Raw genomic sequence first — 24,792 nt, 5'->3', positions numbered from 1 at the left:
TTTAATCAGTCCTTTCTGTTGCGGCTGCATATTCAAAGCGCAATCGCGACAAAGTCCGTACATGTTCAAACAGAAAATTGGCTGCAATACCGACCGCGACGCCTGCGAAAATCCCGAGAAAGGACAAAATCGGCATATACAGCATGACGGTCCAAGAGCCTGCAATCCAACTGGCGACGCTTAGTTGACCGACGTTAAACATGATCCCGCCGACTGCTGAAATGCCGATCATCGAAATATGGTGGTCGCCGAGTTGTTTCATTAAGAGCATTGTCAGCCAAGCCAGCGTTGATCCGATCACTGAATACATAAAAGTCGACATCGTACCGCCCAGCAGCGTTGTTAAAACGAGGCGCATGGCCATCAGCAGAAAACTTTCAGAGACGGGCATCGTATAAATCGAGACGATCGTGATGATATTGGCCAAGCCTAATTTGGCACCTGGTGCAAAAGCAAAGGGAAAGGGGATTGTCCGTTCGACCAAGCCAATAATCACGCCTTGAGCGCAAAGCAGTGCGATATAGACATATTCTTTGGTTTTTTCGGAGTAGCCGCTCAATTGACAATGCCTCCGAAAGTCCGTCCACTGCCGGATTTGACTTCGATGATTAATTTATGCGGCAGGCAGACGATTGACTGGCCGGCTTGATCGATCGGTGCATGGTGGACACAGATCTGATCGGGGCAGTTTGCTTCGATCACTCGGACTTCATTGCCAGTCGCCACGATGACATCATAGGCTTTCCCATTCGTAAAACGGTATTTAGTCACGCCGCGATGTCCGGTTAAACGGATTTTTCGCACAACCTGCCCTTTGTGAGTGACAACCGCTGTGAGAACTTCCTGTGCGCCGGCTGATTGTTTGATGCCTTCTTGATAGGAAAAGATGCCTACCGGGATAAATGAAGCAAAAATCAAGAAGACAACGATGATCAGGTCCAGTGGTTTGATCATGTGCAGATATTTTTTCGTCTGATCTGCTTGAAATGCGTGCTTCATTTTTTTGCCTTCAACTTACTTCTTGTAAATTGCTTTTTCCTTACCATACCACCAATGACGCAGGTGTTTGCCTATCCAAGGCATCGCATATTTATCCAAGCCGAAGATGCGTCCTGACCCGTTCATGGCGGCTATGGCGATGGGGATCATCCAGATGTTTGTCCAATAAAACATTGAACTGAGTGAGAAGATGACGACAAATGCGACCGAAGCAGCCGATGCCAGCCAAGTGAAGAGGCCGACAATCAAGGCTAGGCCAATTAATAATTCTAGAATCGTCATGGTTTTTTGCATGAAGAAAGCCATATTGGTGTTAGGAATCATGAATTTAGTCACATCGTAATACCATTTTGGCATGTGCTGGAAAATCAGCATCGGCTGATGGCCGTATTCATAAGAAAGGGAAAAAGTGGCTTTGGCTGCCTTGGCTGTGGCAGCGGCGGCACCAGATTTAGGTGTTGCACCGGAAGTCGTGTTAGTGACCAGCCAATCAAAACTGCTTAAGCGCAGCTTGTTAACGAACCAGGAACCTTCACCGCTAACTTTGTGCGAGACATCGACGAGCCAAGCGGCGCCTAAAAAGAGCCGGGCCGGCACAGACCAGAGGACATTGCCTTGACGGCTGACATAGCCGTGGAAGAGGTTGCGCTCGTTGGCTGTATTAAAGAATTCGTGCCGGAAATAGAGCCAGAAATAATAAGCATTCGTGATCTGGAAAAAGTACATGAAATTAATCATGTGTTTGACGGCTTGAGCCCAAAAACCGCTCAAGTGTGTATTTTTGCCGATGTGGGCAACGCCGTATTTGGAACTGATTGCGATGACAAAACCAGAATATTTGCCTTCAAAGACGGCATTAGGTTCTTCTCCGGAAATAGCCAGGGCAACATTTTTAGCTGCGACATGTGCACCAGCTTCAGCGCCTTGAACAGTCTGCGGCTGGCCTTTGCCGCTGCCGTCAGCATCGGTCAAAGAGACATCGCCAAAGGCATAAATATTGGCATCGTCGACTGACTGGCCTTGTTTGTTGACCAGCAGACGGCCGGCATGCCCTTGTGACAGGCCGAATTGTTTGATACTATCGGCTGCTTTGATACCGGCAGTCCAGATTAAAGTCGATGTTTGAAAACTGTCTCCGCCTTTAAAATCAATCGTGTGCTGGCCGACACTGACAACATCTGTGTTTTTCAGAATCTCTACGCCGTGTTTGACCAGATATTTTTCGCCCTTGTCGGCATCTTTGCGGTCAAGCATGTTCATCAGAGTCGGTGCCATTTCGATCAAAGCCAGCCTGATCTCGGACGGATCGATCTTATTTTCTTTAGCAAGGATTTTTTTCCAGTCCAGCAGTTCGCCGGTCATTTCGATACCTGTAAAACCGGACCCGACCACTGAAATCGTCAGCAGGCTTTTGCGCTTGTCCGGATCCTGTTCAGCGGCACCTGCACGGATGTGAGCTTCAATGGCATGCTTTAAATTAATTGCCTCGTCGACTGATCCCAGCATGTAGCCATATTCGTCAACACCGGGCGTCCCGAAGGTATTCGGCTGTGATCCGACGCTCAATAGGAGGTAATCATAGTCATAACGGCTGTTTTTAGCTATTACTTGTTTTTTCTGACGATCGATGCCTGTGACTTCATCAGTCACGATCGAGACATTTTTCCGATGGCTGAACAGGTTGTGCAGATCATATTGAATAGCACTGGGTGCGACACGATCAGCGGCAACCTCGTAAAGTTCGGTCATGTAGGTCATGTATGAGTGCTTATCAATGATTGTGATGTGAACATCGGAATTTTTCTTCAGTCTTTTAGCAAGGCTTTTCGCGGCGTAAATTCCACCAAAACCGCCGCCAACAATAACGATATTGCTCTTCGTCATTTTAACAATCCCCCAATTGTCATGTTATAAACTTAACTAACTCCTTAATTGTAAGCCTTTTCAGAACAATGGGTTAGCTTTTCCTAAGAGAAATTCTGCTGAATTTGAGACAGTTAATCCAAGGCTGTCTCTGTGTTTTGCATGCTTGACTTCACATGTTTGACAGGCCACAATGAAAGCGTTTATCACAAGCTGAATTGGTCCGGCTGTGGACATTTCATAGAGAATTACCGGAATTAGAGGATGATGGCGAGGAATTACGAGAAACTCAGCGAAGCCTATTACGACAAAATTGCAGCACGTTTTGACTGGTCAATTGATGGCCTTTTGTCATATCCTTTCAAACGGCTGATCAATCATGAACTGCATCTGCAGCATGGCCAGCAGTTATTAGATGTTGGTTGTGCCAACGGCCGTTTGCTGGCTTTATTGAACAGGCAGGCTAAGATTCAGGCAACTGGTCTTGATATCTCAGCGCAAATGATCGCGCTGGCCAAAAAACGTTTGCCAAGAGGCCGCTTTGTCTGTGCTTCAGCTGAGAGACTGCCTTTTGCAGATGGCGAATTTGATTATGTGATTTGTTCAGCTTCTTTTCACCATTTTCCTGATCCGGACCTCTTTTTGCAGGAGGCTAAAAGGTGCCTGGAAAAACAGGGCCGGCTGATCATTGCTGAAGTGAATATCCCGATTTTTCATGATTTTTATAATCGGCATGTGGCGGCAACTTCTGAAGATGGGGACGTCAAAGCTTATCGGCCAAGCGAGCTGAGTGTTTTGTTTCAACGGAATGGCTGGCAAATCCAAAAACGGCGGCTGATTTTTCAGATACAATATTATGAATTGAGCCTTTAACTGATTTCTAATTGCCCATATGATAGCTGTTGTCGGTTAATTTGAAGTTATTTTTCAGGCCGTTGGTGATAAATACTTTGTGCGCTTTTGTGATGAAGATGGCTTGAATGCCGTCTTTATTTTTATGGTTCATGTAAGCTAGGCCCTTTTTCAGTCCCTTGTCAAAAGCGGCATTCGATAAGGCGTCGCCGTCAACGGATTCTTTTGAGACGATCGTGGCGGAGATCAGATTATTTTCGTAAGGGTAGCCGGTTTTCGGATCCATTAGGTAAATATATTTATGGCCGTTTGCTATTAGATACTGCTCATAAGTGCCGGCTGTCACGATCGACATGTTGGATTCGCGCACAAAGCCGATACTGGAACCGCGCGACTGATTCGGATTTTGGATACCGACATTCCAATCGCGTGTGCCGGAAGCTGGATGACTCTGGCCAATCACGTAAATGTTGCCGCCGAGGCTGATAATGGCGCTTGTGACGTGGTTCTTTAAGAAAGTTTGTTTCACTTTGTCGGCAATATAGCCTTTAGCGATGCCGCCGAAATCAAGGCGCATGCCTTTACGTGTTAAATAGACTGTGTGCTGCTGCTTGTTTAAAATCACATCATGGTAATCGAGTAGGGGCAAAGCTGCTTTAATCTCGGATGGAGCCGGCACACGTGCACCAGGAAGCCCAATTTGCCATAAATTCGTCACGGCGCCGATAGCCATATCAAAGCTGTCATTGGAATTTTTTGAGAAATACATGGCTTTTTCGATCAGTTCCCAAAAATCAGCCGGGATTTTAACCGGCTTGATACCGGCGTTAGCATTAATTGCATCTAGGACAGAACCAGACCGAGTCAAAGTCGCTTCTTGGTCAAAATGACGGATTGTATTGATACCTTTATTTAAGACAGATTCTTTGCCTTTGTCATAAATGGTCAGGGTACAAATGGTGCCCATGAGAAACGCGTTTTTTTGGTAGGGCACGTCCGTATATTGCACGCTTTGTTTTTCTTTGCCATTCGCAGAAAAATAGATGAAAACACTCGCCGAAACAAGTACCAATATGATTAACAAAAACCAAATTTTCTTCTTCATATGATTCGCTCTCTACTGTCTCACTGATTGCTGGCTGTCTCCCTTAAGCAGCCGATCGTAATCACGATGGGAAATATTGTATTTTAATTCACAAGAATATTGTACGCTTTTTTTACACATGAAGGTCTTTGACTTGGTATTTGAAAAGTCGAGCAAGCAGATGACCTGCCCAAGTTATTGACAGTTCAGCACGCAGATAAACAGATAGTTTTCAAAGTATTATTCATAATTCACAATCTTCCGCACAATATACTCTAACAAGTATTGTAAGCGCTTACAATTTATGGTATATGTAACGCGGACAGGTATTCTCAGTCTAGGTTTTTGAGAAATCACTTTGTCCTTCTTCGTATACATCTTAAGAGGAAAACAATCATAAACCACGATCATTTTGAGCCATGGTGGAAATTGCGTATAAGTTCTCTTGGTCGTGTTTTATGAAGAAAGGAACAATGATGACTTGAAAAAGACAAAAAATTTAACCATTTTTTCACTGCTGGTTTTGCTTTTGTCAATCTTCCTGCCAATGACTGGTTTGCTGCAATCAAATCGATCTGCACAGGCTGCCGGGACTACCTATACAAATATCGCACCGAACTATCAGACCGATGCTAGTGGTACACGGCCGGCTTCGGCAAACAGCTGGAGCATCCCTGGGCAGACGGATGTTGTTAACCACCAAGGCGGTACAGCTGGTGCTTGGGACGGGGTGACATCTTGGAATGGCGATCCTGCCAATAAGACTAATTCCTATATCAAGTACGGCAGCAACGCGGCTAATCCGGATTTTGCGATCCGTAAGTACGCTAGGCAGACAGCAACGCCAGGTTTGTTTGATATCTATCTGAATGTCAGAGGCAATCAACAGCAGAATATTACGCCAATTGATATCGTCTTTGTCGTCGATATGTCCGGTTCCATGGGCAGTTTGGGTGATAGCGGGTCAAAGGCTACAGCTGTTCGAAACGGTATTAGAGACTTCATGACTGCGGTTCAAAACCAAGGTTATGGCGGCTACGTTAACGTCGGTTTGGTCGGTTATTCAAATGTGATTCGAACCACAGTTTCAATGGCCAGCATCAATGCCAACCAGGCTAATATTAATACCGCTCTTGCGACCTCGCCTAATGGTACGACCTTTACACAATTAGGTATCAGAAATGGTGCCCAAATGCTGCAGAGTGATGTCAGCGGCAACAAAAAGATGATGATCCTTTTGACCGATGGTATTCCAAATATGTCTTACCATGTCACTCAGGCTGCCAGAACGGCTGGTACTAATTTACCTTACGGGACTCAGTTTAGGGATCCGAGTGCACCAAACGCGACGGATAGTGCAAACACAGCCACCTCGCAATTAAACAGTCCGTATACAGTTAATACCATCCCGATCAATGATACTTGGGCGGGTACGATTGGCGAGGCTATACTGGCCAAAAGCAGCCCGATCTTGGCTGAAATTCACGTTTTGGGTATTCAATTAGCTAGCAATAGCTATCTAACTTCTGCTCAGATCACGACCCGTATGCAGGCGATTGCATCCTCGGATGCGAGTGGCCCGATGTACCAAGCGGCGGGCACACCTGCTGCTGTAACGACCTATTTGAATAGCCAAGCTCAAAATGTGATTCAAAGTTTCAATACGATTGTGAACGGTTCAATCAGTGACTCACTTGGTAGCCAGTACCTATACGCAAATCCGACTACTTTGTCCGTTACAAGTGTGGGAAGTGTTGCGATTCCAACTGCAAACTTGCCGACAGCTGTGATTTCAGGCGGCAGTCTGCAGGCGACAAATCTGAATATTGGCCTAAACCAGGAAGTTCAGATTCACTATCAGGTTCGTATCAATACCGAAGATGCGGCTTTCCAGCCTGATCACTGGTATCAGACCAACGGCCGGACTTTGTTAACACCTAACGGTGCAAATCCGACGAACCAAGTTGACTTCGCGATCCCTTCGGCAAAAGCCCCCGGTGTCTCGATACAGGTCAACAAGCTTTGGAATCTGCTGACATCTGCCAGCTCATTACCATCGTCGATTGCCTTTACTGTGAATCGTGCGACGACCACATCACCAACAGCTTGGCAGCAGGCTAAAGGGACATTGGCTCAGTCTGATAACTGGACAAAAAGTTTCACACAGCTGCAAAGCGGCGTGAACACGGTTTATCTGCCTAAGTTCAACAATTTAGGACAGAATTTTGTCTACACGGTCGTGTCCGAAGATGCAGTGACGGGATTTGTTTCCAATATTGCCAATAATAATGGTGTCTTTACAATCACAAATAGCGAACTTGGCGTGAACGCTGAAAAATACAGCCGCAACAACCAAGCTCCTTTGGCAGGATCGCAATTTGTGATCACGAAGTACAACGCTAATTGGGCAGCTGTTGATCCAACCTTCAGCCCGATTACGATTAACGGCAATCAATCAGCAAACACGAAAATTACGCCGGGCTATTATCAAATCCGGGAAAGCAAAGCCCCGGACGGATACGCTTTAGAGACAACGGCCTTTAATTTCCGTGTTGATGATCAAGGAAAATTCTTTAATGCAAGTAATCAAGAAATCACGTCTGCGGCGTTGCCGGGTGTCGACAATTTCTACCTTAAGAAGACTGCTCTCGGCGCACCGGTGATTGTGCTGGCAAAGTATGACGCGCTTAAAGCCTTTGATCTGGTAGTTAATAAGATCGATCAGACGACTGGCAAACCGCTTACTGGTGCACAATTCACGTTAAAAGACGCCAATGGCAACGTTATTAACGCTCAAGAGAGTGGTGCGACAGCAACGTTTACCTTCAATGGCCTTCCGGTTGGCACATATACATTGACAGAGACGCAAGCCCCTAACGGTTATATGCCTTTCAATAAGACCATTACGGTCACAATTGCTGCTGACGGTACTGTCACAGTGACAAATAGTGACGGCTGGACTTCCTCATTAGAAGCTAACGGCAATAACAAAATCGCTTTGACGGTTAAAAATTCTGTGAAAAACGTCTTCCCGGCAACGGGCGGGTCTGGAACGGAAAAATATGCCGTCATCTCGCTTTCCTTTATTCTGACTGCTTTGGCAGCCAGCGGCCTATATCTATTCCGGATTAAGAGGAGGCATAAGTCATGATTAAAAAGATATTATCACTGCTTATCGCGTCTCTTATGATGGGTGTCTTGTTTGCTGTCAATGGTGTCAAGACCTCGATCGCGCGGGCTGATGAAAGCGGGCAGGTGACTGTCATGCTCCATCATCGCCTAAGCTGGGATAATCTGCCAGCGCAAACGCCAAACAATGGTTATGAACGGACCGGTTCGGATGGGTTAATTGCTGGTGCAAATACGGCTTTTGCCGTTTATGACATCAGCAATCAATTGAAAAACTATCCAGGCGATTCGGCCGTTTTCTTAAGCCAATTTAAAACGATGGATCAAGCGGCCATCGACAGCTATATTACTGATCACGGCTTGGTCAAAGTGGCTGAAAAAACCACTGATACCCAGGGTATTGCCTCATTTAACCTGACAGACGGCCTCCAGCAGGCTTATCTGATTGTTCAGCTGCAAAACGATGCACAATCAGTGAACCAGCTGATGTTTGAACAGCGGTCGGATCCGATTGCCTTCAGTCTGCCAATTTATGCAATGAACAGTAATGTACCGCTATCCGTGATCCATCTTTACACGAAGTCGGCCATCGTCAACCGAATTCCCTACTTCTTCAAATACGGGCAGACGCTGACGAAGACGCAAATGCCGCTAGCAGGCGCCAAATTCGCTTTCTATCAGTTAATCGCTGGCAAGAAAACTTATCTGACTAATACAAACGGCTGGCAGGCAAGCGACCATCCTTTGACGGATCCTGCTGTTAGAAAAATCGTTTCCGGGTCTAATGGCCTGGTAGCTTTGGATAACAGCACATTGGCGGCCGGCACCTATTATTTTGAAGAATTACAGACATTGAAAGGATATGAAATTTCGGCTGCGGCCACACAGATCAAAGTCGAAATCCCTGCTGCCTCGGCACTGACGAATATACCGGCAATCACGGTAAACGGCCAGGCACTTTCTAAAACAGTCGCTGGGCAGATTCCTGCCGATGTCTTTAAAAACGCATCACCAAGAGTTTATAACTACGAAAAAGCAGTTAAAAGCAGCAACGGCCAGGTCTTTCCATTCCTGCCCCAAACGGGTGAATCAATCGGTCTTATTTCTCTAGCCGGACTGCTGGCAATATTAGCAACCAGTTTCATATGGCTTCAAAAAAAGAAAAGGAACATTGAAAAATGAAAAATAAGCTATGGACATTTATAGCCGGCTTAATTTTGCTGCTTCCGCTGACACTTTCATCTTTCGTTGCTTCAACCCAGGCTTTTGCAGCTGACACAAGTACAGTTAACGTGACACTGCACAAGCGGGTTTTCGATGAAGGACAATTACCGGCTGATAAACAAAATACCGGTGAAGTTACAACGGATTTTGGCGGCATGCCGCTCGCGGGCGTTACCTTTACAGCCTACGATGTTACTGATCAATACCTGACATTACGTGGGTCTGGCGATACAGCCCAGCAGGCAATCGCTCAAATTCAGGCAGACTCGACAAATAGTGCACCGGCCTATGCAACAATGCTTTCCAGCGGCGTTACCACAGCACCTGACGGCACTTACACGTTTACCAATCTTGCTTTAAAAGATGGCAATAAGGATAAAGTTTATCTTTTCCTTGAAACAGATTCACCGACCAATGTGATTGCCAAAGCCGCACCAATAGTATTGGCTATGCCGATCTATGCTAACGGTTCTGACACACAGATTAATACAAATATTCACGTTTATCCGAAAAATGAAAAGGCAGATCCGATTGTTAAGGATTTGACTGATCAAAGCAAACTGGATTTGACTGTGACTCTGCCTGATGGCAGCAAGATTTTCAACGCTGCTTACGGCCAGACTTTTGGTTATACAATCCAGGTTGCTGTTCCTTGGAACATCAAGGACAAAGACACCTTTACTGTTGTTGATACACCCGACATGGGTATTGATATTAATACAGCTTCAGTAGCTGTTGCAGGTTTGACTAAGGGCACTGATTATACAGTTGCCGTTAACCAGCCAGCTGGTAAGGGTTTGGGCTACAGAATTACCTTTGATACAAGCAGTGCAGCTGTTCGTGCACAGGCTGGTAAGAAATTAATGATTACTTATCAGGCCGTGCTGACTAATGCTGCAACACCTGATACCGGATTGAACAACACTGCTTCTCTGGCTATCGGAAATGGTACTGACTTGACAACAACTGACACACCGGGACCGGTTATCTATACTGGCGGTGCTAAGTTCATCAAGGAAGACAAGCAGAGCGCCGCTAAATTAGCTGGTGCTGAATTCAAGCTTGTCAGAGTTAATGCCAGCGGCGATATCGTTGCCTATGCAACACAAGCTGCTGACGGCAGCTACACTTGGAATGCTGCAGCAGCAGGTGCAACTATCTACACTTCTGATGCCGCAGGTATGCTGACTCTGCAGGGTCTTGCATATTCCGCTAAGCTGGCAGCCGGCGAAAGCTATGCGCTGTTGGAAACAAAAGCACCTACAGGTTATGCACTTTTGACAGCTCCTGTTAAGTTCACTGTGACTCAAGGCAGTTATGGCGACAGAAATACAATCACGATTGTCAACATTCAAAAGGGTATCCTGCCAGCTACCGGCGGCTCAGGAATCGTTATCTTCCTGGTCATCGGTTCAATTTTGATGGCAAGTGCTTATCTTTGGAACAAGAAGCGTCAAGACCAATCAGAAATCTAATTTCAAAAGTTGTTTAAAACTTCGGATGCCGTTTCTCTAGGTCCGGAGTTTTTCTTAGCTGGAAGGCGGGGAAACTGATGAAAAAGCACCGTCCGGAAACTTTCAACATTTTCTTAAAACTGTTTATTGCCTTGATGTTTTTGATCGGCTTTCTCGTCTTCTTCTATCCTTTTGCCGCCGACAGCGTGATTAATTTCGCCTATCAGGGCCAGATCAAAGAGACTGCACGGGAAAACGCCCGTAATGCCGATCGCCAGGCCGCTAAAATCACACGCCTGCAAAAAGAAAATCGCCGGAAAAGCCTTGCAGATCAGCAGATCGGCATTTCACCGATTAAAGATATTCTTGGCCAGGCCGTTCAACGCGTGCCGAATAAAAGCCGTCAATATTATTACCAGCATTCATTGGGCAGTATCTTTATTCCGAAAATTTCACTCAGTCTGCCGATTTTTGATACGACAAACGACACCTTGCTGGAAAAAGGCATTACGTTGCTTGACGGCAGTTCTTATCCGACTGGCGGGCCGAGTACCCATGCTGTCTTGTTAGGGCACAACGGCCTGCCTGATCAGCAGCTGTTTACGCATATTGACCGCCTGAAAAAAGGGGACAAATTTTTCTTGAAGATTCTTGGAAAAAGATTGGCCTATCAGGTGTTTGACATCAAAGTCGTGCGGCCCGATGACTTAAAAGATGTCCGCATCAAGCAGCATCAGGATTTAGTGACACTTGTGACCTGCACGCCTTATATGATTAATACGCATCGCTTGTTAGTGACAGGCCGGCGCGTTGGATTGGATAAACGCCAGTTTGACCGCGCACAGACAAAAACAGTCAACACTCAGACGACACATCTGACCTTTTACCTCTCGCTGATTGCAGCAGCCTTGTTGTTATTTATCTACTTTGTTTATCGGCAGATACGACGCTTTTACCACCATCGAGAAAAGGAGCAGCCATGAAAAAAGATCGCTCTTCGCATAAAAAACGCAAAAATAAATTGTGGCTGATCCTGCTTTTTATGATCGGCTCCTTGATCGCACTTTACCCTTTTTATGTTGGCGCTGTGAACAATTTTATTGATCAGCAGCGCATCAGACTAGTGGAAAAAGAGACGGCTTCCGATATCGCTAAAAAAGAAGCGGCCATGGCCAAAAAGAATGCGCAGATTACGCAATTCGGCCTGCATCCAGGTGTTGACCCTTTTTCCGGCGCTGATACGACCAGCCGCGTGGATTTGAAAAAACATCTGATTGGCAGTATCGAGATTGCTAAGATCCGCCTGCGGATTCCGTTATTTGATGAGACGAACTCAGAAATCTTAAACTACGGTGCAGGCGTTCTGCAGGGAACTTCGTTTCCATTAGGCGGCCCGAATACGCATTCTGTCATCACAGGCCATCGTGGTTTGGCACAGCGGACTTTGTTTACGAATTTAAATCAGCTGAAAAAAGGCGATTTATTTATCCTCACCGTGCTGAAAAAGAAATTAGCTTATCGTGTCGATCGGATCCGCGTCGTCAAACCGAATAATTATCGTGCTTTGAAGATTGAACCCGGCCGTGACCTGGTTACTTTGCTGACTTGTACACCTTATATGATCAATTCCCATCGGCTTTTGGTCACAGGCCATCGTGTGGCTTATCATCCTGCCATGGGGCAACAGGCCAGACAGGCGGCGACTGCCAACAATTGGATTCAAATCTCGATTTTAGCGGCTGTTCTACTATTGGCTGCCGGTCAATTGCGCTGGTTATATCGCAGTATTCATGCAAACCTGATTGCGAAAAATAGAGCCGATTTGTCACTGCGGATTTATGACCGCCGCCGTCGGGAACTGGCTGGTGTCATAGGCCAGTTGATGGTTGTTAACCGCAAGAAGCCTTTTACACGACGCGGCCGTCCGATTACAGCACGTTCAGACATGCGCGGCCGGATGCTGTTTGCTGATTTGCCTGGCGGTTTGTATTATCTAAAGCTGACTGAGGGGACAGATGGGGATGGCTGCCAAGTGGGGATGCGCCGACTGGGTGAGCACAAGATGCATTTTTACCCGGACGGCAAGCAAAAGTGGTTGTTTATCAATCATGATGGCCAGCTGGCCGTTTACTTGGATCATTAATATCTATTTTTACTTTCTTAGACCCGCTCACACTTATGACTGGAGCGGGTTTTGTGTTGGGAAATTAGCGTTAATTGCAGTCGGCCGAAGTTGTCGTCAAAACGCACAAAATTTTTTGATTTGTCGGCCTTTTTAAGGTACGATAACAGCAAAATCATCATGAAAGGGCCTTTCAGATTATGAATTTCACCCGAGTAGCCGATAATACGTTTTTAATTAATCAAGAGGGACAGTTTGCTGCCGGCAGTTTGACGGATCTCACGCTGCACCGGCATCAGGGCCAGGCAGAATTGGCACTGGCAAAGACAGACGATAGCTACGAGACGCAAGGCGTTTTCCAGTCCGATGCCTTTAAAACACCGGCTTTTTCACAGCTGTTAATGTCTTGGAATGGTCAAACACCCCAGAGCACTTATTTGGAATTGCAGGCACGCGTGAAAGTCGGCGATCAGTGGTCGGCTTGGCTTTCTTGGGGCAAATGGGGAACCACGATCGCTTCTGCCAGCGTGACCAACGATGCCGATCCTCTGGCTTTCGTTGATACAGATACGCTGATTGTGAGGCACGATGCCCGGGCTGATCAAGTCCAGATAAGAGCCCTTTTACATAGCGATCACACGACTTTGACGCCGACGCTGCAGCTGATTTGTTTTTCTGTCCTGACAGATGAACAAAAACACGATCATGACGGCGGGATGTCGCTGAATAAAGATATTTCGACACCGGCTTATGCTCAGCTGGTACGGGATCCGAAACTCGCGCCCAATATCTGCAGTCCGACGACGATCACGATGGCTATGAACCGGATGGGCGGCAATCTTTTAGTCGAAGAGACGGCTTATCAGGATTACGATTATGTCTATCAAGGCTTTGGCAATTGGGCTTTTAACATGGCTTTGGCCGGTAGTTATGGCTTTCAAGCTTATGCTGAATTCACGACGATTGACGGTTTGAAAAAAGAAATTGCTGCCGGTTATCCGGTCGGTGTCAGCGTGCAGTATACCAATGATCCAAACGATAAGACGCTGCCTTATTTAGAAAACGCCTACGGCCCGACTCACGGCCATCTGCTGCTGGTGCGCGGTTTTCAAACGATTGATGACACAGAGTATGTCCTAGTCAACGATCCTTTTGCCGCTTCCAATCAGCAGGCAGCTAAGCGCTATCTCCTGTCGCAATTTCAAAATGCCTGGTCGACGCACATGGCCTATATCATTCATGAAAATAAGCCGGCATTGATTGCTGACCGTACGAAACGGCAGCAGGCTTTTTTGCGCCCGACCGATGAAAAAAACACCTTCGCCTTATATTTGGGTCAACACCGGCTGGCTTTTCCTGCTGATTTTGCTGCCGCCAGCGATCCTTTGAGGATCAAGTCCGGCAGCCTGGCTTATAGCCTAACAGCTGATCCTGAAGATCAAGATTTAGCTGGGCAGCATTTTTACTATACACACGCGACTAAATCCGGGAATGTTTACCTGGATTTAACAGAAATTAAAAAGCAGGCAGCTGGCAAAAAAAGTCGATTAACGCTTTATGTGATGGCAGCGCTGGATAAAACCTATATTGCCGAAATGCCGATCGTTTAGGGCTTTTTAACTGTTTTATTGTGCTTTTTCCGACGGAAATTTATTAGTCCTGCTGAAATTTTAGTAAAAAAAGGGTAGTCTTTTCTTAAGAGAGTTTTCAAGGTGCAACTTGTTTGCGGGAATCAGGGCCGGTATTTTTTTATTAGCTTTGAAGTTATGTAAGATCTTTGTTTCTTTTTTTATTTGGAATAATGGACAAATTCTGTTAGGAGGCTGTTATTTTCTTTAATAAAATGTCAAAAAATTCATTTAGCAACAGCTTTTTACGATATAGCAGTTACGTGATTGCACTGGGCGGTTTTCTGTTCGGTTATGATACCGGTGTTATTAATGGCGCCTTGGTATTTATGAGCAAACCCGATCAGCTGAACCTGACGCCCGCGCTGCAGGGAATTGTGTCAAGTTCTTTGGTTCTCGGTGCCTGCTTTGGTGCTTTGGCCAGCGGACGCATTGCCGATAAAGTCGGCCGCCGCCGAAGCCTTCGATGGGTCGCTTTTTTATTTACTGTCTCGACGATCTTTTGTGCTTTGTCAATAAACTTTATTTTTATGGCGGTCTTCCGCTTCATTCTCGGCCTGGCTGTTGGTGCGGCATCCAGCTTGTCACCTATGTATCTAGCTGAAATTTCACCAGAAGCTGTGCGCGCCTTCAATGTGAACAAAAACGCCATTTTTATTGTCTTGGGGCAATTGGCTGCCTTTTGTATGAATGCACTTTTGGGAAACGTCTGGGGCAGCTGGGGGCCAATCTGGCGCATCATGATTCTACTAGCCAGCGTGCCTGCGATTATTCTTTGGATTAATTCTTTTCACATTGTCAACAGCCCGCATTGGTTATTGTTGCAAAAACAGTTTGCAAAAGCGCGGCGTGTCTTTAAAAAACTTGGTTTCGATGCGGCCGACCTAGTACGCATCAAAGAAAGCCAGCCAGCAAAAGGACAGACATCTCAAGGCCCAAGCTGGCGCAGTATTTTTAAAAGCCGTACCTTGCTGTATTTGCTGATTTCTGGCTCGATCGTTGCTTTAATCCAGCAGATTTCTGGAGTGAATACGGTCATGTATTACGGCACGATTCTGCTGGAACGCAGCGGTATGGGGCAAAGTGCCTCTTTATATGCGAATATTTTGATCGGGATTGTCTCGGTGATTGCTAGTATCATTGGTACGAGCATGATTGACCGTTATGACCATCATCGGATGCTGCTGATCGGCCTGGCAGGCAATATTTTCTTCTTGGGATTATTGGGCTTAGTCTTACAGCTTCATCTATTGACAGGCTGGCTTAGCAATATCGTGATTCTGCTCTTGCTAGCGCTGTTTTTGGCCAGTCACCAAGGTGTTGTCAGCCCCGTTACCTGGCTGATTATGTCGGAAATGTTCCCAGCGAGTGTTAAAGCGCGTTTTATGGCTTTATCAACGACCACACTTTGGATGACGAACTTTTTGATTGCTTTAATCTATCCAATCTTGATCACGGCTCTTGGTACTGCGGCAGTCTTCTTTATTTTCACGGCTGCAAATGGCGTTAGTGTGCTGCTGTCGGCCTTTGTGCTAGACGGCCGCCGTATCCACGCAGCTTATTTGCAAAATGAGTATGTTACACAAAAAGGAGAAAAACATGCCTGATTTTTTTATTGAAACAACCAAAGCAGCTTCTGTGCTGCCAACCAACGGCCGGCCGAAATTTTTCATGTTCGGTGTGCCAAGTTATACGAACATGGGTGACCAGGCTGTCTCTTTAGCTGCACGTAAATATATTGAAGCTGAATTCCCTGAATTTGAATACATTGAAATTATGGAAGATGATAACGAGAGCGGCATTGAGGCTGTTGAGAAAATCATCACTTCCCAAGACATCGTCGCTTTTGTTGGCGGCGGTAATATGGGCAGCCTTTATACGGACCACGAGACTGCGCGCCGGGCCGTTTTTTCGACCTTTGTTAATAATCTGACGATTTCTTTTCCGCAATCGATCCATTTTGAAGAAACACCTTTTGGTCAAAAGGAACAGCGATTAAGCCAAGCAGCTTACAAGAAAAATCCGCATTTGTTTTTGGTTGCACGTGATGCACAAAGTTATCATCGCATGCAGACAACTTTTGAGAACCGTGTTTTGTTCACACCAGATATGGTGCTGTATTTAAAACCAAGAAAATTTAATTTTAAACGGTCAGGGGCACTTTTTGTCCTGCGTCACGATGGCGAAAAGGTAGTTGATGAGCCCTTGATGGATTCGATGAAGACGATTCTAGATAACGGTCGGCCGATTAATCGAACAGATACAGTTTTGGATTCGGTCGATAAAATAAGTCCGCTGACACGGGAAAAATTATTTGACCAGCAACTGGAATTGTTTGCCCACCAAGAAATGATCATTACCGACCGCTGGCATGCGATGGTCTTTTCTGTGCTGACCGGGACGCCATGCCTGCTTTTTGGCAACAGTTACGGCAAGGGCAAACATGCTTATGTCGATTGGCTGGAACATATTGGTTGGATCGACTATACGGACGAGACGGATCCAAAACGTTTGAAACAGATTGTTGACCGTTTAATGACCAGCAAAATACACGATTTTGATCTGCGTCCCGATTTTGACCAGCTGCACTTTTTGATTTCTAGGCATTTGGAAACAATAAAATAAATTAAATTTTGTTTTTCTAGCGCTTCAATCAAAAAAGACCTCTGTGGTCTTTTTTTAATCCTGTTCTTTCTGTTGTCGCTCTACTTCATCGACTTTACGCATCATTTCGTCTTTTTTGCTGGCGAGATCACCGACTTTATCTTTGACAATATCAGTTGCATCAGCTAAGACATCTTTTACTTTACCAGCTGCGTCACCAAGTGTCTTTTTGCCTTCATTGGAAGATTTTGCCGGTAGTTTTATCAGAGATCTTTTTGACTTTATCTGCGAATTTATCTTTTAGCGAATCGGCTTTATCCGTCCAATCATCTGTCGATTCATCAATTTTCTTAGCTGCAAAGACTGTGCTGGCAACCAAGATGCCGCCCGTAATCAAGGCAAATGATGCGGTAATTTTAAGAAACTTTTTGAATTCTTCCATGGAAATGAACACTCCTTTAGTTATTAAAGTTGATTGTGATTTTCAAGAGACTGGTTTTGTTGATGCTGCGATAGTTCAGTGAAACAGGCAAATTAACGCCTGACTCAATTATAGTACGAAAATGTTTATAATGTAAACGCTTTCATATATAATGATCCATGTAGACAACCTGTTTCAAATAGGCAATGAGGACACTGACGATGCAGAAAGATTATTTAGCCTTCGATATTGGCGGAACAGATATTAAATATGGCTTGCTTGACCATTCCGGCAATCTGATAGAACACGATAAAGTCGCGACACCGGACCAGAATTTAGATGTATTTATGGCTGCAATTAATACGATTATTGCGCGTTTCGAGGGTCGTTTTCGCGGTATTTGTTTCAGCGTACCAGGCACAATTGATCATAACCATGGCGAGATTATTTATGGCGGCGGTAGTCTGCCTTTTATGGATCACAAATCTTTACCAGAACTGCTGCATTTAGGTGAGGCCATTCCGGTCACTGTGGAAAACGATGCCAAATCTGCTGTGCTGGCGGAATTGTGGCTAGGGAACTTAAAGGGTGTCCAAAATGGTGCTGTGATTACATTAGGCACAGGCGTTGGCGGTGGGATTGTTGTGAATAACCAGCTGTTATACGGCAGCCACTTTCAGGCTGGTGAATTGAGTTTTATGTCCGACTGGCAGAATTTCCAAAGCGATACAACGATCGGCAAGACGGGTTCGGCGATTGTTATGATTGAGCAGATTGCCGAGCTTTTAAACTTGCCAAATAAAAAAGACGGTTTTGCTGTCTTTAAGGCGATTAATGCTTCAGACCTGAGAGCCCTAGCGATTTTCCAAGATTTCTGCCGGACGATTGCAGCTTTGATTAATAATGTTCAGACTGTAATTGATGGCGAACGCTTTGTGATTGGCGGCGGCATTTCTGCACAAAATATCGTGATCGAGACGATTCAAAAAGAATATCTTGCATTGAGAAAAGCGATCCCGGTGCTGGATGCAACTTTGAAAATGCCGGAAATTATGGCAGCAAAATTCCACAATCAGGCCAATCTATACGGGGCTTTATATCATATGCTGCTCGTAGCTGACCAGGATTTTAACTGAGCTTTTTAAACATAAATAGCTGTGTGTTTTCACAATTATATTTCAGTTTGGAAAAGGCAAAAAGCTGGCCGGAATTCAGATAGGAATCGTCACGCACAACTAAAGCTGGCGCTCCCTGGGACAAATGGAAGAAGTTCGCTTCATGTTCGGATAGCGTGTCGGCTGAAATGATCTCGTCTAAGAATCCTGGTTTAATGGCGGCCTGCGAACCCAAGAAATCAAATAACGAGCCATATAAGGCGTTCTCGGGAATCATTCCAACCACATCAGCCAGATAATAAGAACATTCCAGTAAGTAGGGTGCGCCATCTAAAGTCCGAAAACGTTTGACTTCAATTAATCTCGTGTCGGCCGGCAGCTCGCAGCCGATTGGCAAAAATTCGGCCTCCCGAAGAGAAATAGTCCGCTGATGGGCTTTTTTCGTCTCCAGCCGGTGAGCTTGGCGGGAAAGTTCTTCAGCCAGATTGACTTTATTCTGCATCGTGATCGTATGGCTGTTTCGGCGCGGCCGGATGAAAGTCCCGATGCCATGTGCCTGATAGGTGTAGCCCATGCTGGCTAATTGCGACAAGGCTTGACGAAGCGTGTAACGGGTCACATCATAACGAGCCATCAGTTCCGGCTCGCTTGCCAGCTTTCGACTGTGGTCGCCGATACGGCCCTTTTGAATTTCAGCTGTCATCTTCTTAACTAATGCGGCAGTATCCAAGCTGCTGATTTGTTGCGTCATGATAGGTCCTTTCTGACAGACGGAATATGCGGCGTTTAAAAAAGCATCCGCTCATGGATGCGTTTTAAAAGTATTTTCAGTCAGCTGATTGCCATTATGCCGAATCAAATTCTGATACCAGTAAAAGGAGTCCTTTTTCAGGCGCTTGAGGCTGCCTTTTCCGGCATCATTCTTGTCGACGTAAATCAATCCGTAGCGTTTGTCCATCTGGCCAGTCCCCGCTGAAACCAAATCGATGATCCCCCAAGGTGTATAGCCAAGCAGGTCGACACCATCTTCATTGACGGCCAACGCCATTTGTTCAATGTGCTTCTTGAGATAGTCGATTCGATAACCATCATGGATCCGATCACCGTCCAGTCTGTCAAAAGCACCAAGGCCGTTTTCCACGATAAATAGCGGCAGGTCAAAACGCTGGCTGAACCAATTTAAAGTGACTCTTAAGCCGATTGGATCAATTTCCCAACCCCAGTCGGACCGAGATAAGGTCGGATTTTTAACCTCGATATCTCGGCCCGGCGTCATATAATCGGCCGGTTCGTCTGCAGCGGCCTTGACGACGTGTGAAGCGTAATAGGAAAAACCAATATAGTCGACAGTGCCGGCTTTTAAAATATCCTCATCGGCCAGCGTAATGCCGATATCGTAATTTTTGACTGCGAAATAGTGTTTCAGCCAAGCCGGATACTTGCCTTTGCATTGGACATCAGCATACCAGCAGTTGGCCTGCATCAGCCTTTGGGCTTTCATCGTATCTTTGGGATCGGGGCTGGCCGGGTAGACAGGCCCCGTGGAAAACATGCTGCCGATCATAAAGTTCGGGTTGATTCGATGACCGATTTGGACGGCCAAAGCGCTGGCCACTAATTCATGATGGCTGGCACGGTACATAAGCAGTTCAGCGTTTTCACCCGGCTGAATCTGCAAGCCCGAGTTCGTAAACAGCGACCAGTCATTCATGCCGCTGGTCTGGTTATTGATCTCGTTAAAAGTCATCCAATAGGTGACTTTGTCTTTGTAACGCTTGAAGACAACTTCAGCGTAGTGTGTAAAAAAGTCGATCAGTTTGCGGTTGCGCCAGCCGCCGTAGGCTTTGACCAGGTGGTAGGGCATTTCAAAATGAGAAAGCGTAATGACGGGCTGGATATGGTATTTCAGCAGCTCGTCAAAAAGCTTGTCATAGAAAGCTAGGCCGGCTTCGTTTGGCAATGCTTCATCTCCCTGAGGGAAAATGCGCGACCAAGCAATACTGGTCCGAAAGCATTTCAAGCCTAATTCAGCAAAAAGTTTTACGTCATCTTTGTAGCGATCATAAAAGTCAATCGCTTCATGATTAGGATAATTCTTGCCGGGGATGACACCATCCGTAATTTCCCGGGGGACACCATTGGCACCGGCTGTCATCACATCGGCAATACTGACGCCTTTGCCGCCGGCCTGCCAGCCGCCTTCGAACTGATGAGCAGCGACAGCACCGCCCCATAAAAAGTTTTTTGAGAATGCCAAAGAAATACCTCCGATTTAGTCTAATGCCAGTCTTTTGCCAAATTTGTGCTGATAATTTTATTTTTGCTGGTCCAAACGCCGGTACAAATCAATTAACTCGCCAGCCAAGTCACGGAAAGTTATTGCGTTCATAATATGATCCTGGCCGTGCACCATCAGCAGCGATACATGGGCGTGTTTGCCGTTTGCTTCGTCTGTCAACATGGCGGTCTGGGCGTTATGGGCTTGTGATAAGAAACCATCAGCCTCTTTTAATTTGGCATCTGCTTGGCTGAAATCACCTGTCTTAGCAGCTCTCAAGGCTTCAAAAGCCGAGCTTTTTGCGTTTCCGCCAAACATGATCAGCTGCATCACAACCTGCAGTTCTTGATCATTTTCTTCGAGTGTTTTTACTTCTGTCATTTTTGTCCTGCTAAGGCCAGAGCGGACTTTAGAACATTGTCGCCCTTCATTAGGCCGTAATCCTGCATATTGATTACTTCAACCGGAATATCGACTCTCTTTTTAAAGTCATCTTCCATATACCTGACTTGCGGGCCGAGCATGAGCACATCCGGATGCATTTCTGCAATGATGTTGCCTGCATCAGATGCCGCAGTGGCTTGAATTTCTGCATCAATGCCGTCAGCCTCTGCTGCTTTTTTCATTTTGGAAACCAGCATGCTGGTCGACATCCCGGCTGCACAAACTAGTAAAATTTTAGTAGCCATTTTAATCTCCAATCGTAATTGTTAGCGCTTACATTTTTCTTTAAAAGGAAGCTGCTCGCTAGCCGAAAAGGGTGGGGGCCGGTAAACAGACTCGTTCGAATGAGCGGTCATCCGAACGACTTAATGCTAGCATAATCATGTATTAATGTAAACGCTTTCTTTATGAGTAGACTGGGAAAAAGAACCTAAATTATTTTTTAGAAAGCGCTTTCTTTTTCCCTGGATCTATGTTACTATATATATAGGGTTTAAGAGATCATAAAAGCGGTTTGAGTCGCTAGAAAGATTTCTCGTTTGAGCAAATTGGATCTCATGAGGCCCAAGGCAGTTCCTACCAGCATTTATGTTTCGGTGCTTGAGCAATAGCTTTCAAGACATCGGCATTGAAATGGATACAGTGAGAAGATTTGGGCAGTGCCAAATGTTTCAAAACTGTCGGGGGAGCTGTTTTTTTATACAAGGAGGCAAGAATGAAAGATCATAACAGACACGCACACGAGATGTTCGGCGGGCCATTGACGATTAAAACAAAGTTACCTGTAAAACCAGTCCTTGCCTTTGCGGCAGCCAATATTGCTTTGGGTGTTGCACTAGGATTTGCCGTTGGGACGTTGTTCAATTTAAAGAAGAAGCTGTAAAACATAAATCCCTGGCCGGCGCCAGGGATTTTTTGCATACAAAAACCCGCAAGCAATAAGGGCGGAGAACCATGTACCTGCTTGCGGGTCGAGCATAAATGGAATTGATTAATGTAAGCGACCTACTGATAGCTTTAAGTGATTACTTTTATGAGTGGAATAACTTCGGAAGCGCTTACACCAATTATATTAACACATATTTTTTAAAATGCACGTCTGCTACAAAAATTTTTTGAAAGAAAAATTCCGGAAAACTGATGTTCTGATGCAAGATATACTGGTCCCTCCGTTTTCTGACATTGGTCTGCGTATCTTGCATTTTTATAAGAATGATCTGAGGTTATTGGACAAATGGTTATCAGTTGTGTTGCTGTTGCATGCGTGATAGAGGATCTATAGCGTAGCGGACAAGTCTAGGCCTGCTACTATGTTTCTTCCTAGTTATGTATGATATTTCAAAGAACGAGACTAGCTCTAAACCCCTAACAAGGCTCATAATTTGTATCTCTGAAAAATATTGTTGTGATTAAAGCCAATTTATCAAACAATTGCTCCAAAAAAAAGTTTTTATTATATCAAAATACGATAAAATTACATGATTATCTCCTTTTAATTCAGTAGACTAGTAAAGGTTCGCTTTATCTATAACTTTAGATGGTAAAGAAGTACTGAAAATGGAGATATTCAATGAAAAAAAATAAGACAAGTTATCGGGTTTCTGATGACGTCACACGTTTTAAATTATATAAATCGGGTAAGGAATGGGTTGTTTCAGGACTGACTTGGTTCACAACCAAGTTTGTGCATAGTTCTCCGATCGTCCGGCCAATCACGAAAGGAGACGACTCCAAAGAAGACGACTCCCTAGAAGGAAATCATCGCAACTTTAATCTGTTAAAAGGCGTTTCTGCTTTGGCGGCCTTGTTTGGCGGCTCTGCCTTGGTGTCCGGCACACAGGTCTCAGCCGATAGCGTTCAACAAAGTACCCAGAAAGCCACTGAACAGACAACGACAGCTAAGACTTTAGCGACAGCTGATAAAGCCACAATTCCAGCGGCCTCTCAGACTAGCGGCAGTACATCACAATCGACTTCTTTATCGACATCTGAATCTACTTCCACTAGCTTGTCTACTTCTGAATCTCTCGCTTCGTCCGAAAGTGCTTCCAGCTCTGAATCCGCATCTGCTTCTGAAAATGCTTCAAGTTCTGAGTCGACAGCAAGCAGTTCAACTTCAACTAGGACGCCTGCATCAACGAGCGAATCGGCTGGTTCGCAGGTTGCTTCCACAAGGGTTTCGGCAAGCGAACAGACTTCCACGAGTACTTCAAGTTCAAATACTTCTGCTTCAACGAGCGAATCAACAACACCGGCACAGTCTGCTTCCTCATCAACTTCACAGTCTGAAACACAGCAGCAGAACGCTAAAGCTAGAGCTACTCAAACACCTACTACTTTAGCGGCTACCGCAGCACAGCCAGGTTTTTCAGTAACTGATCCGGCCTATCCAGCGGGCATGCCAACTAATCTGGATAACGCAAATCAATATTCCTTTGAATGGCTAACTATTTACCGTAATTCACGATTAGTAGGTAATATTTCTGTTGCAATTGATCGCGCTGGCAGTGGGACTATCTATGTGAGAGAACTGCCATCCGGTGGTGCCGAGAGAGATCTGACGATTGCTTTGCCAGGTAGCACAGATACTAATGGGACGGCTTCTCAAGCCTTTTCGGGATTACGCTATTATTACGATACAATAGGCGACAACTCTTCATTAGTTATTATTGGCGGTTCTTATAGCTTAGGCGAAAACTATGTTAACTATTTGACCGATAATACTGGTCGATATGGTACGGCAACTAACTTTGTACCGAAGAATATTACTCAAACTACCACTTATGTTGATCAAAATGGTACTCCTATACCTGATAATCCTCCTTACCAACAGACTGGATGGACCGGACAGACTTACACTACCTCTTCCGGGCAAGTTATTAACGGTTATTATGCAATCGATGTGGATAATAACGGAAATGGCACCATGTCTCAATTTGGTACAATTGGGGCCCAATATGAAAAAGACTATCATAATGGCGTAGTCGCCATTTATACTCAAATGGATGATAGCGGCACAATGCGTGTCGTTGTAACTAATAATGGGGCCACTGTTTATACTGACGATAATCTCGCAGCTGGAGCGACGACTACCACACGTATTGGTACTACTACGTATAACCTAGTGAATCCTTATGTGCCACAAACACAGAATGTCGAATATAGGTATGAACCACTTGGCAGTTTAATCGTGCATTTGCCAGATGGGACTACGACAACCAATCAATATACTAATGACCCAGCCGATGCGACGACCGCATATTACCCGAATGCTAGCAATGACGGCGGACAGACCCTAGTTCCGAATGTTCCGGGATATGACGTAACGGCAGTGGATGGTAACGGTAATCCTGTTGATGTTACAACCATTCAAAATGGTTCAGTACCTAGTGATTTGGGGCGGGATACGATCGTAACTTATACTCCAACTCCGTCGACCAGTGCCTCTTTGAGCGCCTCTACTTCCGCATCTATAAGTTCTTCCGAGTCTACAAGTGATTCGGAATCTGTGGCTTCCCAGTCAGCAAGTACGTCTAGTTCGGAATCACTGTCTAGTTCCGAATCGGCTTCCAGTT

General features: G+C 45.4%; 20 protein-coding genes and 1 pseudogene. 12 read left to right on the top strand and 9 right to left on the bottom strand.

The annotated features are described in order from the left end of the window. Position 1: 1 nt before the first annotated feature. The 3 genes from OKIT_RS00105 to OKIT_RS00095 are packed head-to-tail and all read right to left on the bottom strand — an operon-like array spanning position 2 to position 2,883. Positions 2-559 (bottom strand): Gx transporter family protein, encoded by a 558-nt coding sequence (locus tag OKIT_RS00105; protein ID WP_007744204.1) that lies wholly within the window; start codon positions 557-559, stop codon positions 2-4. Further along, positions 556-999 (bottom strand): NusG domain II-containing protein, encoded by a 444-nt coding sequence (locus OKIT_RS00100; protein WP_007744203.1) that lies wholly within the window; start codon positions 997-999, stop codon positions 556-558. The genes OKIT_RS00105 and OKIT_RS00100 overlap by 4 nt, the downstream gene beginning before the upstream one ends. A gap of 15 nt (positions 1,000-1,014) precedes the next feature. Continuing rightward, positions 1,015-2,883 (bottom strand): FAD-dependent oxidoreductase, encoded by a 1,869-nt coding sequence (locus OKIT_RS00095; protein WP_007744202.1) that lies wholly within the window; start codon positions 2,881-2,883, stop codon positions 1,015-1,017. 246 nt (positions 2,884-3,129) lie between these two features. Here OKIT_RS00095 and OKIT_RS00090 point away from each other — a divergent pair, with 246 nt between their 5' ends. Then, positions 3,130-3,735, top strand: a complete 606-nt coding sequence (locus OKIT_RS00090; RefSeq protein ID WP_028291780.1) for a class I SAM-dependent methyltransferase — start codon at positions 3,130-3,132, stop codon at positions 3,733-3,735. A 7-nt stretch (positions 3,736-3,742) separates the two neighbouring features. On the opposite strand, the gene OKIT_RS00085 is transcribed toward OKIT_RS00090, so the two are convergent. Then, positions 3,743-4,819: an FAD:protein FMN transferase gene (locus OKIT_RS00085; protein ID WP_007744199.1), complete on the bottom strand. Its 1,077-nt coding sequence runs from the start codon at positions 4,817-4,819 to the stop codon at positions 3,743-3,745. Positions 4,820-5,279: 460 nt separating this feature from the next. On the opposite strand from OKIT_RS00085, the gene OKIT_RS00080 reads away from it, so the two are divergent. The 8 genes from OKIT_RS00080 (at position 5,280) to OKIT_RS00040 (ending at position 16,980) form a co-directional block, all read left to right on the top strand. Continuing rightward, positions 5,280-7,949, top strand: coding sequence for a SpaA isopeptide-forming pilin-related protein (locus tag OKIT_RS00080; RefSeq protein ID WP_007744198.1), 2,670 nt, complete (start codon positions 5,280-5,282; stop codon positions 7,947-7,949). After that, positions 7,946-9,109 (top strand): pilin N-terminal domain-containing protein, encoded by a 1,164-nt coding sequence (locus tag OKIT_RS00075; protein ID WP_007744197.1) that lies wholly within the window; start codon positions 7,946-7,948, stop codon positions 9,107-9,109. Before OKIT_RS00080 ends, OKIT_RS00075 begins: the two co-directional genes overlap by 4 nt. Next, positions 9,106-10,626, top strand: coding sequence for a SpaH/EbpB family LPXTG-anchored major pilin (locus OKIT_RS00070; protein ID WP_007744193.1), 1,521 nt, complete (start codon positions 9,106-9,108; stop codon positions 10,624-10,626). The genes OKIT_RS00075 and OKIT_RS00070 overlap by 4 nt, the downstream gene beginning before the upstream one ends. 77 nt (positions 10,627-10,703) lie before the next feature. After that, positions 10,704-11,588 (top strand): class C sortase, encoded by an 885-nt coding sequence (locus OKIT_RS00065; protein ID WP_007744192.1) that lies wholly within the window; start codon positions 10,704-10,706, stop codon positions 11,586-11,588. After that, positions 11,585-12,748 carry a class C sortase gene (locus OKIT_RS00060; protein WP_007744191.1) on the top strand — a complete coding sequence of 388 codons (1,164 nt, stop codon included), beginning with the start codon at positions 11,585-11,587 and terminating at the stop codon, positions 12,746-12,748. Before OKIT_RS00065 ends, OKIT_RS00060 begins: the two co-directional genes overlap by 4 nt. A gap of 179 nt (positions 12,749-12,927) precedes the next feature. After that, a complete protein-coding gene (locus tag OKIT_RS09435; RefSeq protein ID WP_007744190.1) occupies positions 12,928-14,337 on the top strand; it encodes a C39 family peptidase in 1,410 nt (469 codons plus the stop codon). Between the two features lie 233 nt (positions 14,338-14,570). After that, positions 14,571-15,962: a sugar porter family MFS transporter gene (locus OKIT_RS00045; RefSeq protein WP_007744188.1), complete on the top strand. Its 1,392-nt coding sequence runs from the start codon at positions 14,571-14,573 to the stop codon at positions 15,960-15,962. Further along, positions 15,955-16,980: a polysaccharide pyruvyl transferase family protein gene (locus OKIT_RS00040; protein WP_007744187.1), complete on the top strand. Its 1,026-nt coding sequence runs from the start codon at positions 15,955-15,957 to the stop codon at positions 16,978-16,980. Before OKIT_RS00045 ends, OKIT_RS00040 begins: the two co-directional genes overlap by 8 nt. 214 nt (positions 16,981-17,194) lie before the next feature. Here the strand turns inward: OKIT_RS00040 and OKIT_RS00035 are convergent, their stop codons facing one another. After that, complete coding sequence (locus OKIT_RS00035; protein WP_007744186.1) at positions 17,195-17,401, bottom strand: hypothetical protein; 207 nt, start codon at positions 17,399-17,401, stop codon at positions 17,195-17,197. Positions 17,402-17,601: 200 nt separating this feature from the next. Between OKIT_RS00035 and OKIT_RS00030 the strand changes: the two genes are divergently transcribed. Then, on the top strand, positions 17,602-18,516 hold the full coding sequence (locus OKIT_RS00030) for an ROK family protein (RefSeq protein WP_007744185.1): 915 nt from the start codon (positions 17,602-17,604) through the stop codon (positions 18,514-18,516). On the opposite strand, the gene OKIT_RS00025 is transcribed toward OKIT_RS00030, so the two are convergent. Genes OKIT_RS00025 through OKIT_RS00010 form a run of 4 tightly spaced genes read right to left on the bottom strand, consistent with a single transcriptional unit; the run spans position 18,509 to position 21,462 of the window. Beyond that, on the bottom strand, positions 18,509-19,246 hold the full coding sequence (locus tag OKIT_RS00025; protein ID WP_007744184.1) for a GntR family transcriptional regulator: 738 nt from the start codon (positions 19,244-19,246) through the stop codon (positions 18,509-18,511). The two genes, OKIT_RS00030 and OKIT_RS00025, sit on opposite strands and share 8 nt — an antisense overlap. Before the next feature lie 51 nt (positions 19,247-19,297). Beyond that, positions 19,298-20,752: a 6-phospho-beta-glucosidase gene (locus tag OKIT_RS00020; protein WP_007744183.1), complete on the bottom strand. Its 1,455-nt coding sequence runs from the start codon at positions 20,750-20,752 to the stop codon at positions 19,298-19,300. A gap of 57 nt (positions 20,753-20,809) precedes the next feature. After that, positions 20,810-21,154: a PTS lactose/cellobiose transporter subunit IIA gene (locus OKIT_RS00015; protein WP_007744182.1), complete on the bottom strand. Its 345-nt coding sequence runs from the start codon at positions 21,152-21,154 to the stop codon at positions 20,810-20,812. Then, positions 21,151-21,462: a PTS sugar transporter subunit IIB gene (locus OKIT_RS00010; protein ID WP_007744177.1), complete on the bottom strand. Its 312-nt coding sequence runs from the start codon at positions 21,460-21,462 to the stop codon at positions 21,151-21,153. Before OKIT_RS00010 ends, OKIT_RS00015 begins: the two co-directional genes overlap by 4 nt. Before the next feature lie 470 nt (positions 21,463-21,932). Here OKIT_RS00010 and OKIT_RS09570 point away from each other — a divergent pair, with 470 nt between their 5' ends. Together OKIT_RS09570 and OKIT_RS09735 are read left to right on the top strand one after the other, a co-directional pair. Further along, positions 21,933-22,100, top strand: a complete 168-nt coding sequence (locus OKIT_RS09570; protein WP_007744175.1) for a hypothetical protein — start codon at positions 21,933-21,935, stop codon at positions 22,098-22,100. A gap of 687 nt (positions 22,101-22,787) precedes the next feature. Then, positions 22,788-22,865, top strand: a pseudogene (locus tag OKIT_RS09735) (KxYKxGKxW signal peptide domain-containing protein); the annotation flags it as partial. Positions 22,866-24,792: the final 1,927 nt, after the last annotated feature.

This window comes from Oenococcus kitaharae DSM 17330, assembly GCF_000241055.1.
GTDB classification, from domain to species: Bacteria; Bacillota; Bacilli; order Lactobacillales; family Lactobacillaceae; genus Oenococcus; species Oenococcus kitaharae.
The sequence above is the reverse complement of the archived record's forward strand: the minus strand, read 5'-3'. Positions and strand labels throughout refer to the sequence as shown.

Excerpts from the sequence above, each read along its gene's own strand:
- OKIT_RS00100 (WP_007744203.1), bottom strand. The coding sequence starts at position 999 with ATGAAGCACGCATTTCAAGCAGATCAGACGAAAAAATATCTGCACATG.
- OKIT_RS00095 (WP_007744202.1), bottom strand. The coding sequence starts at position 2,883 with ATGACGAAGAGCAATATCGTTATTGTTGGCGGCGGTTTTGGTGGAATT.
- OKIT_RS00090 (WP_028291780.1), top strand. The coding sequence starts at position 3,130 with ATGGCGAGGAATTACGAGAAACTCAGCGAAGCCTATTACGACAAAATT.
- OKIT_RS00085 (WP_007744199.1), bottom strand. The coding sequence starts at position 4,819 with ATGAAGAAGAAAATTTGGTTTTTGTTAATCATATTGGTACTTGTTTCG.
- OKIT_RS00075 (WP_007744197.1), top strand. The coding sequence starts at position 7,946 with ATGATTAAAAAGATATTATCACTGCTTATCGCGTCTCTTATGATGGGT.
- OKIT_RS00070 (WP_007744193.1), top strand. The coding sequence starts at position 9,106 with ATGAAAAATAAGCTATGGACATTTATAGCCGGCTTAATTTTGCTGCTT.
- OKIT_RS00065 (WP_007744192.1), top strand. The coding sequence starts at position 10,704 with ATGAAAAAGCACCGTCCGGAAACTTTCAACATTTTCTTAAAACTGTTT.
- OKIT_RS00060 (WP_007744191.1), top strand. The coding sequence starts at position 11,585 with ATGAAAAAAGATCGCTCTTCGCATAAAAAACGCAAAAATAAATTGTGG.
- OKIT_RS09435 (WP_007744190.1), top strand. The coding sequence starts at position 12,928 with ATGAATTTCACCCGAGTAGCCGATAATACGTTTTTAATTAATCAAGAG.
- OKIT_RS00045 (WP_007744188.1), top strand. The coding sequence starts at position 14,571 with ATGTCAAAAAATTCATTTAGCAACAGCTTTTTACGATATAGCAGTTAC.
- OKIT_RS00040 (WP_007744187.1), top strand. The coding sequence starts at position 15,955 with ATGCCTGATTTTTTTATTGAAACAACCAAAGCAGCTTCTGTGCTGCCA.
- OKIT_RS00035 (WP_007744186.1), bottom strand. The coding sequence starts at position 17,401 with ATGGAAGAATTCAAAAAGTTTCTTAAAATTACCGCATCATTTGCCTTG.
- OKIT_RS00030 (WP_007744185.1), top strand. The coding sequence starts at position 17,602 with ATGCAGAAAGATTATTTAGCCTTCGATATTGGCGGAACAGATATTAAA.
- OKIT_RS00025 (WP_007744184.1), bottom strand. The coding sequence starts at position 19,246 with ATGACGCAACAAATCAGCAGCTTGGATACTGCCGCATTAGTTAAGAAG.
- OKIT_RS00015 (WP_007744182.1), bottom strand. The coding sequence starts at position 21,154 with ATGACAGAAGTAAAAACACTCGAAGAAAATGATCAAGAACTGCAGGTT.
- OKIT_RS00010 (WP_007744177.1), bottom strand. The coding sequence starts at position 21,462 with ATGGCTACTAAAATTTTACTAGTTTGTGCAGCCGGGATGTCGACCAGC.
- OKIT_RS09570 (WP_007744175.1), top strand. The coding sequence starts at position 21,933 with ATGAAAGATCATAACAGACACGCACACGAGATGTTCGGCGGGCCATTG.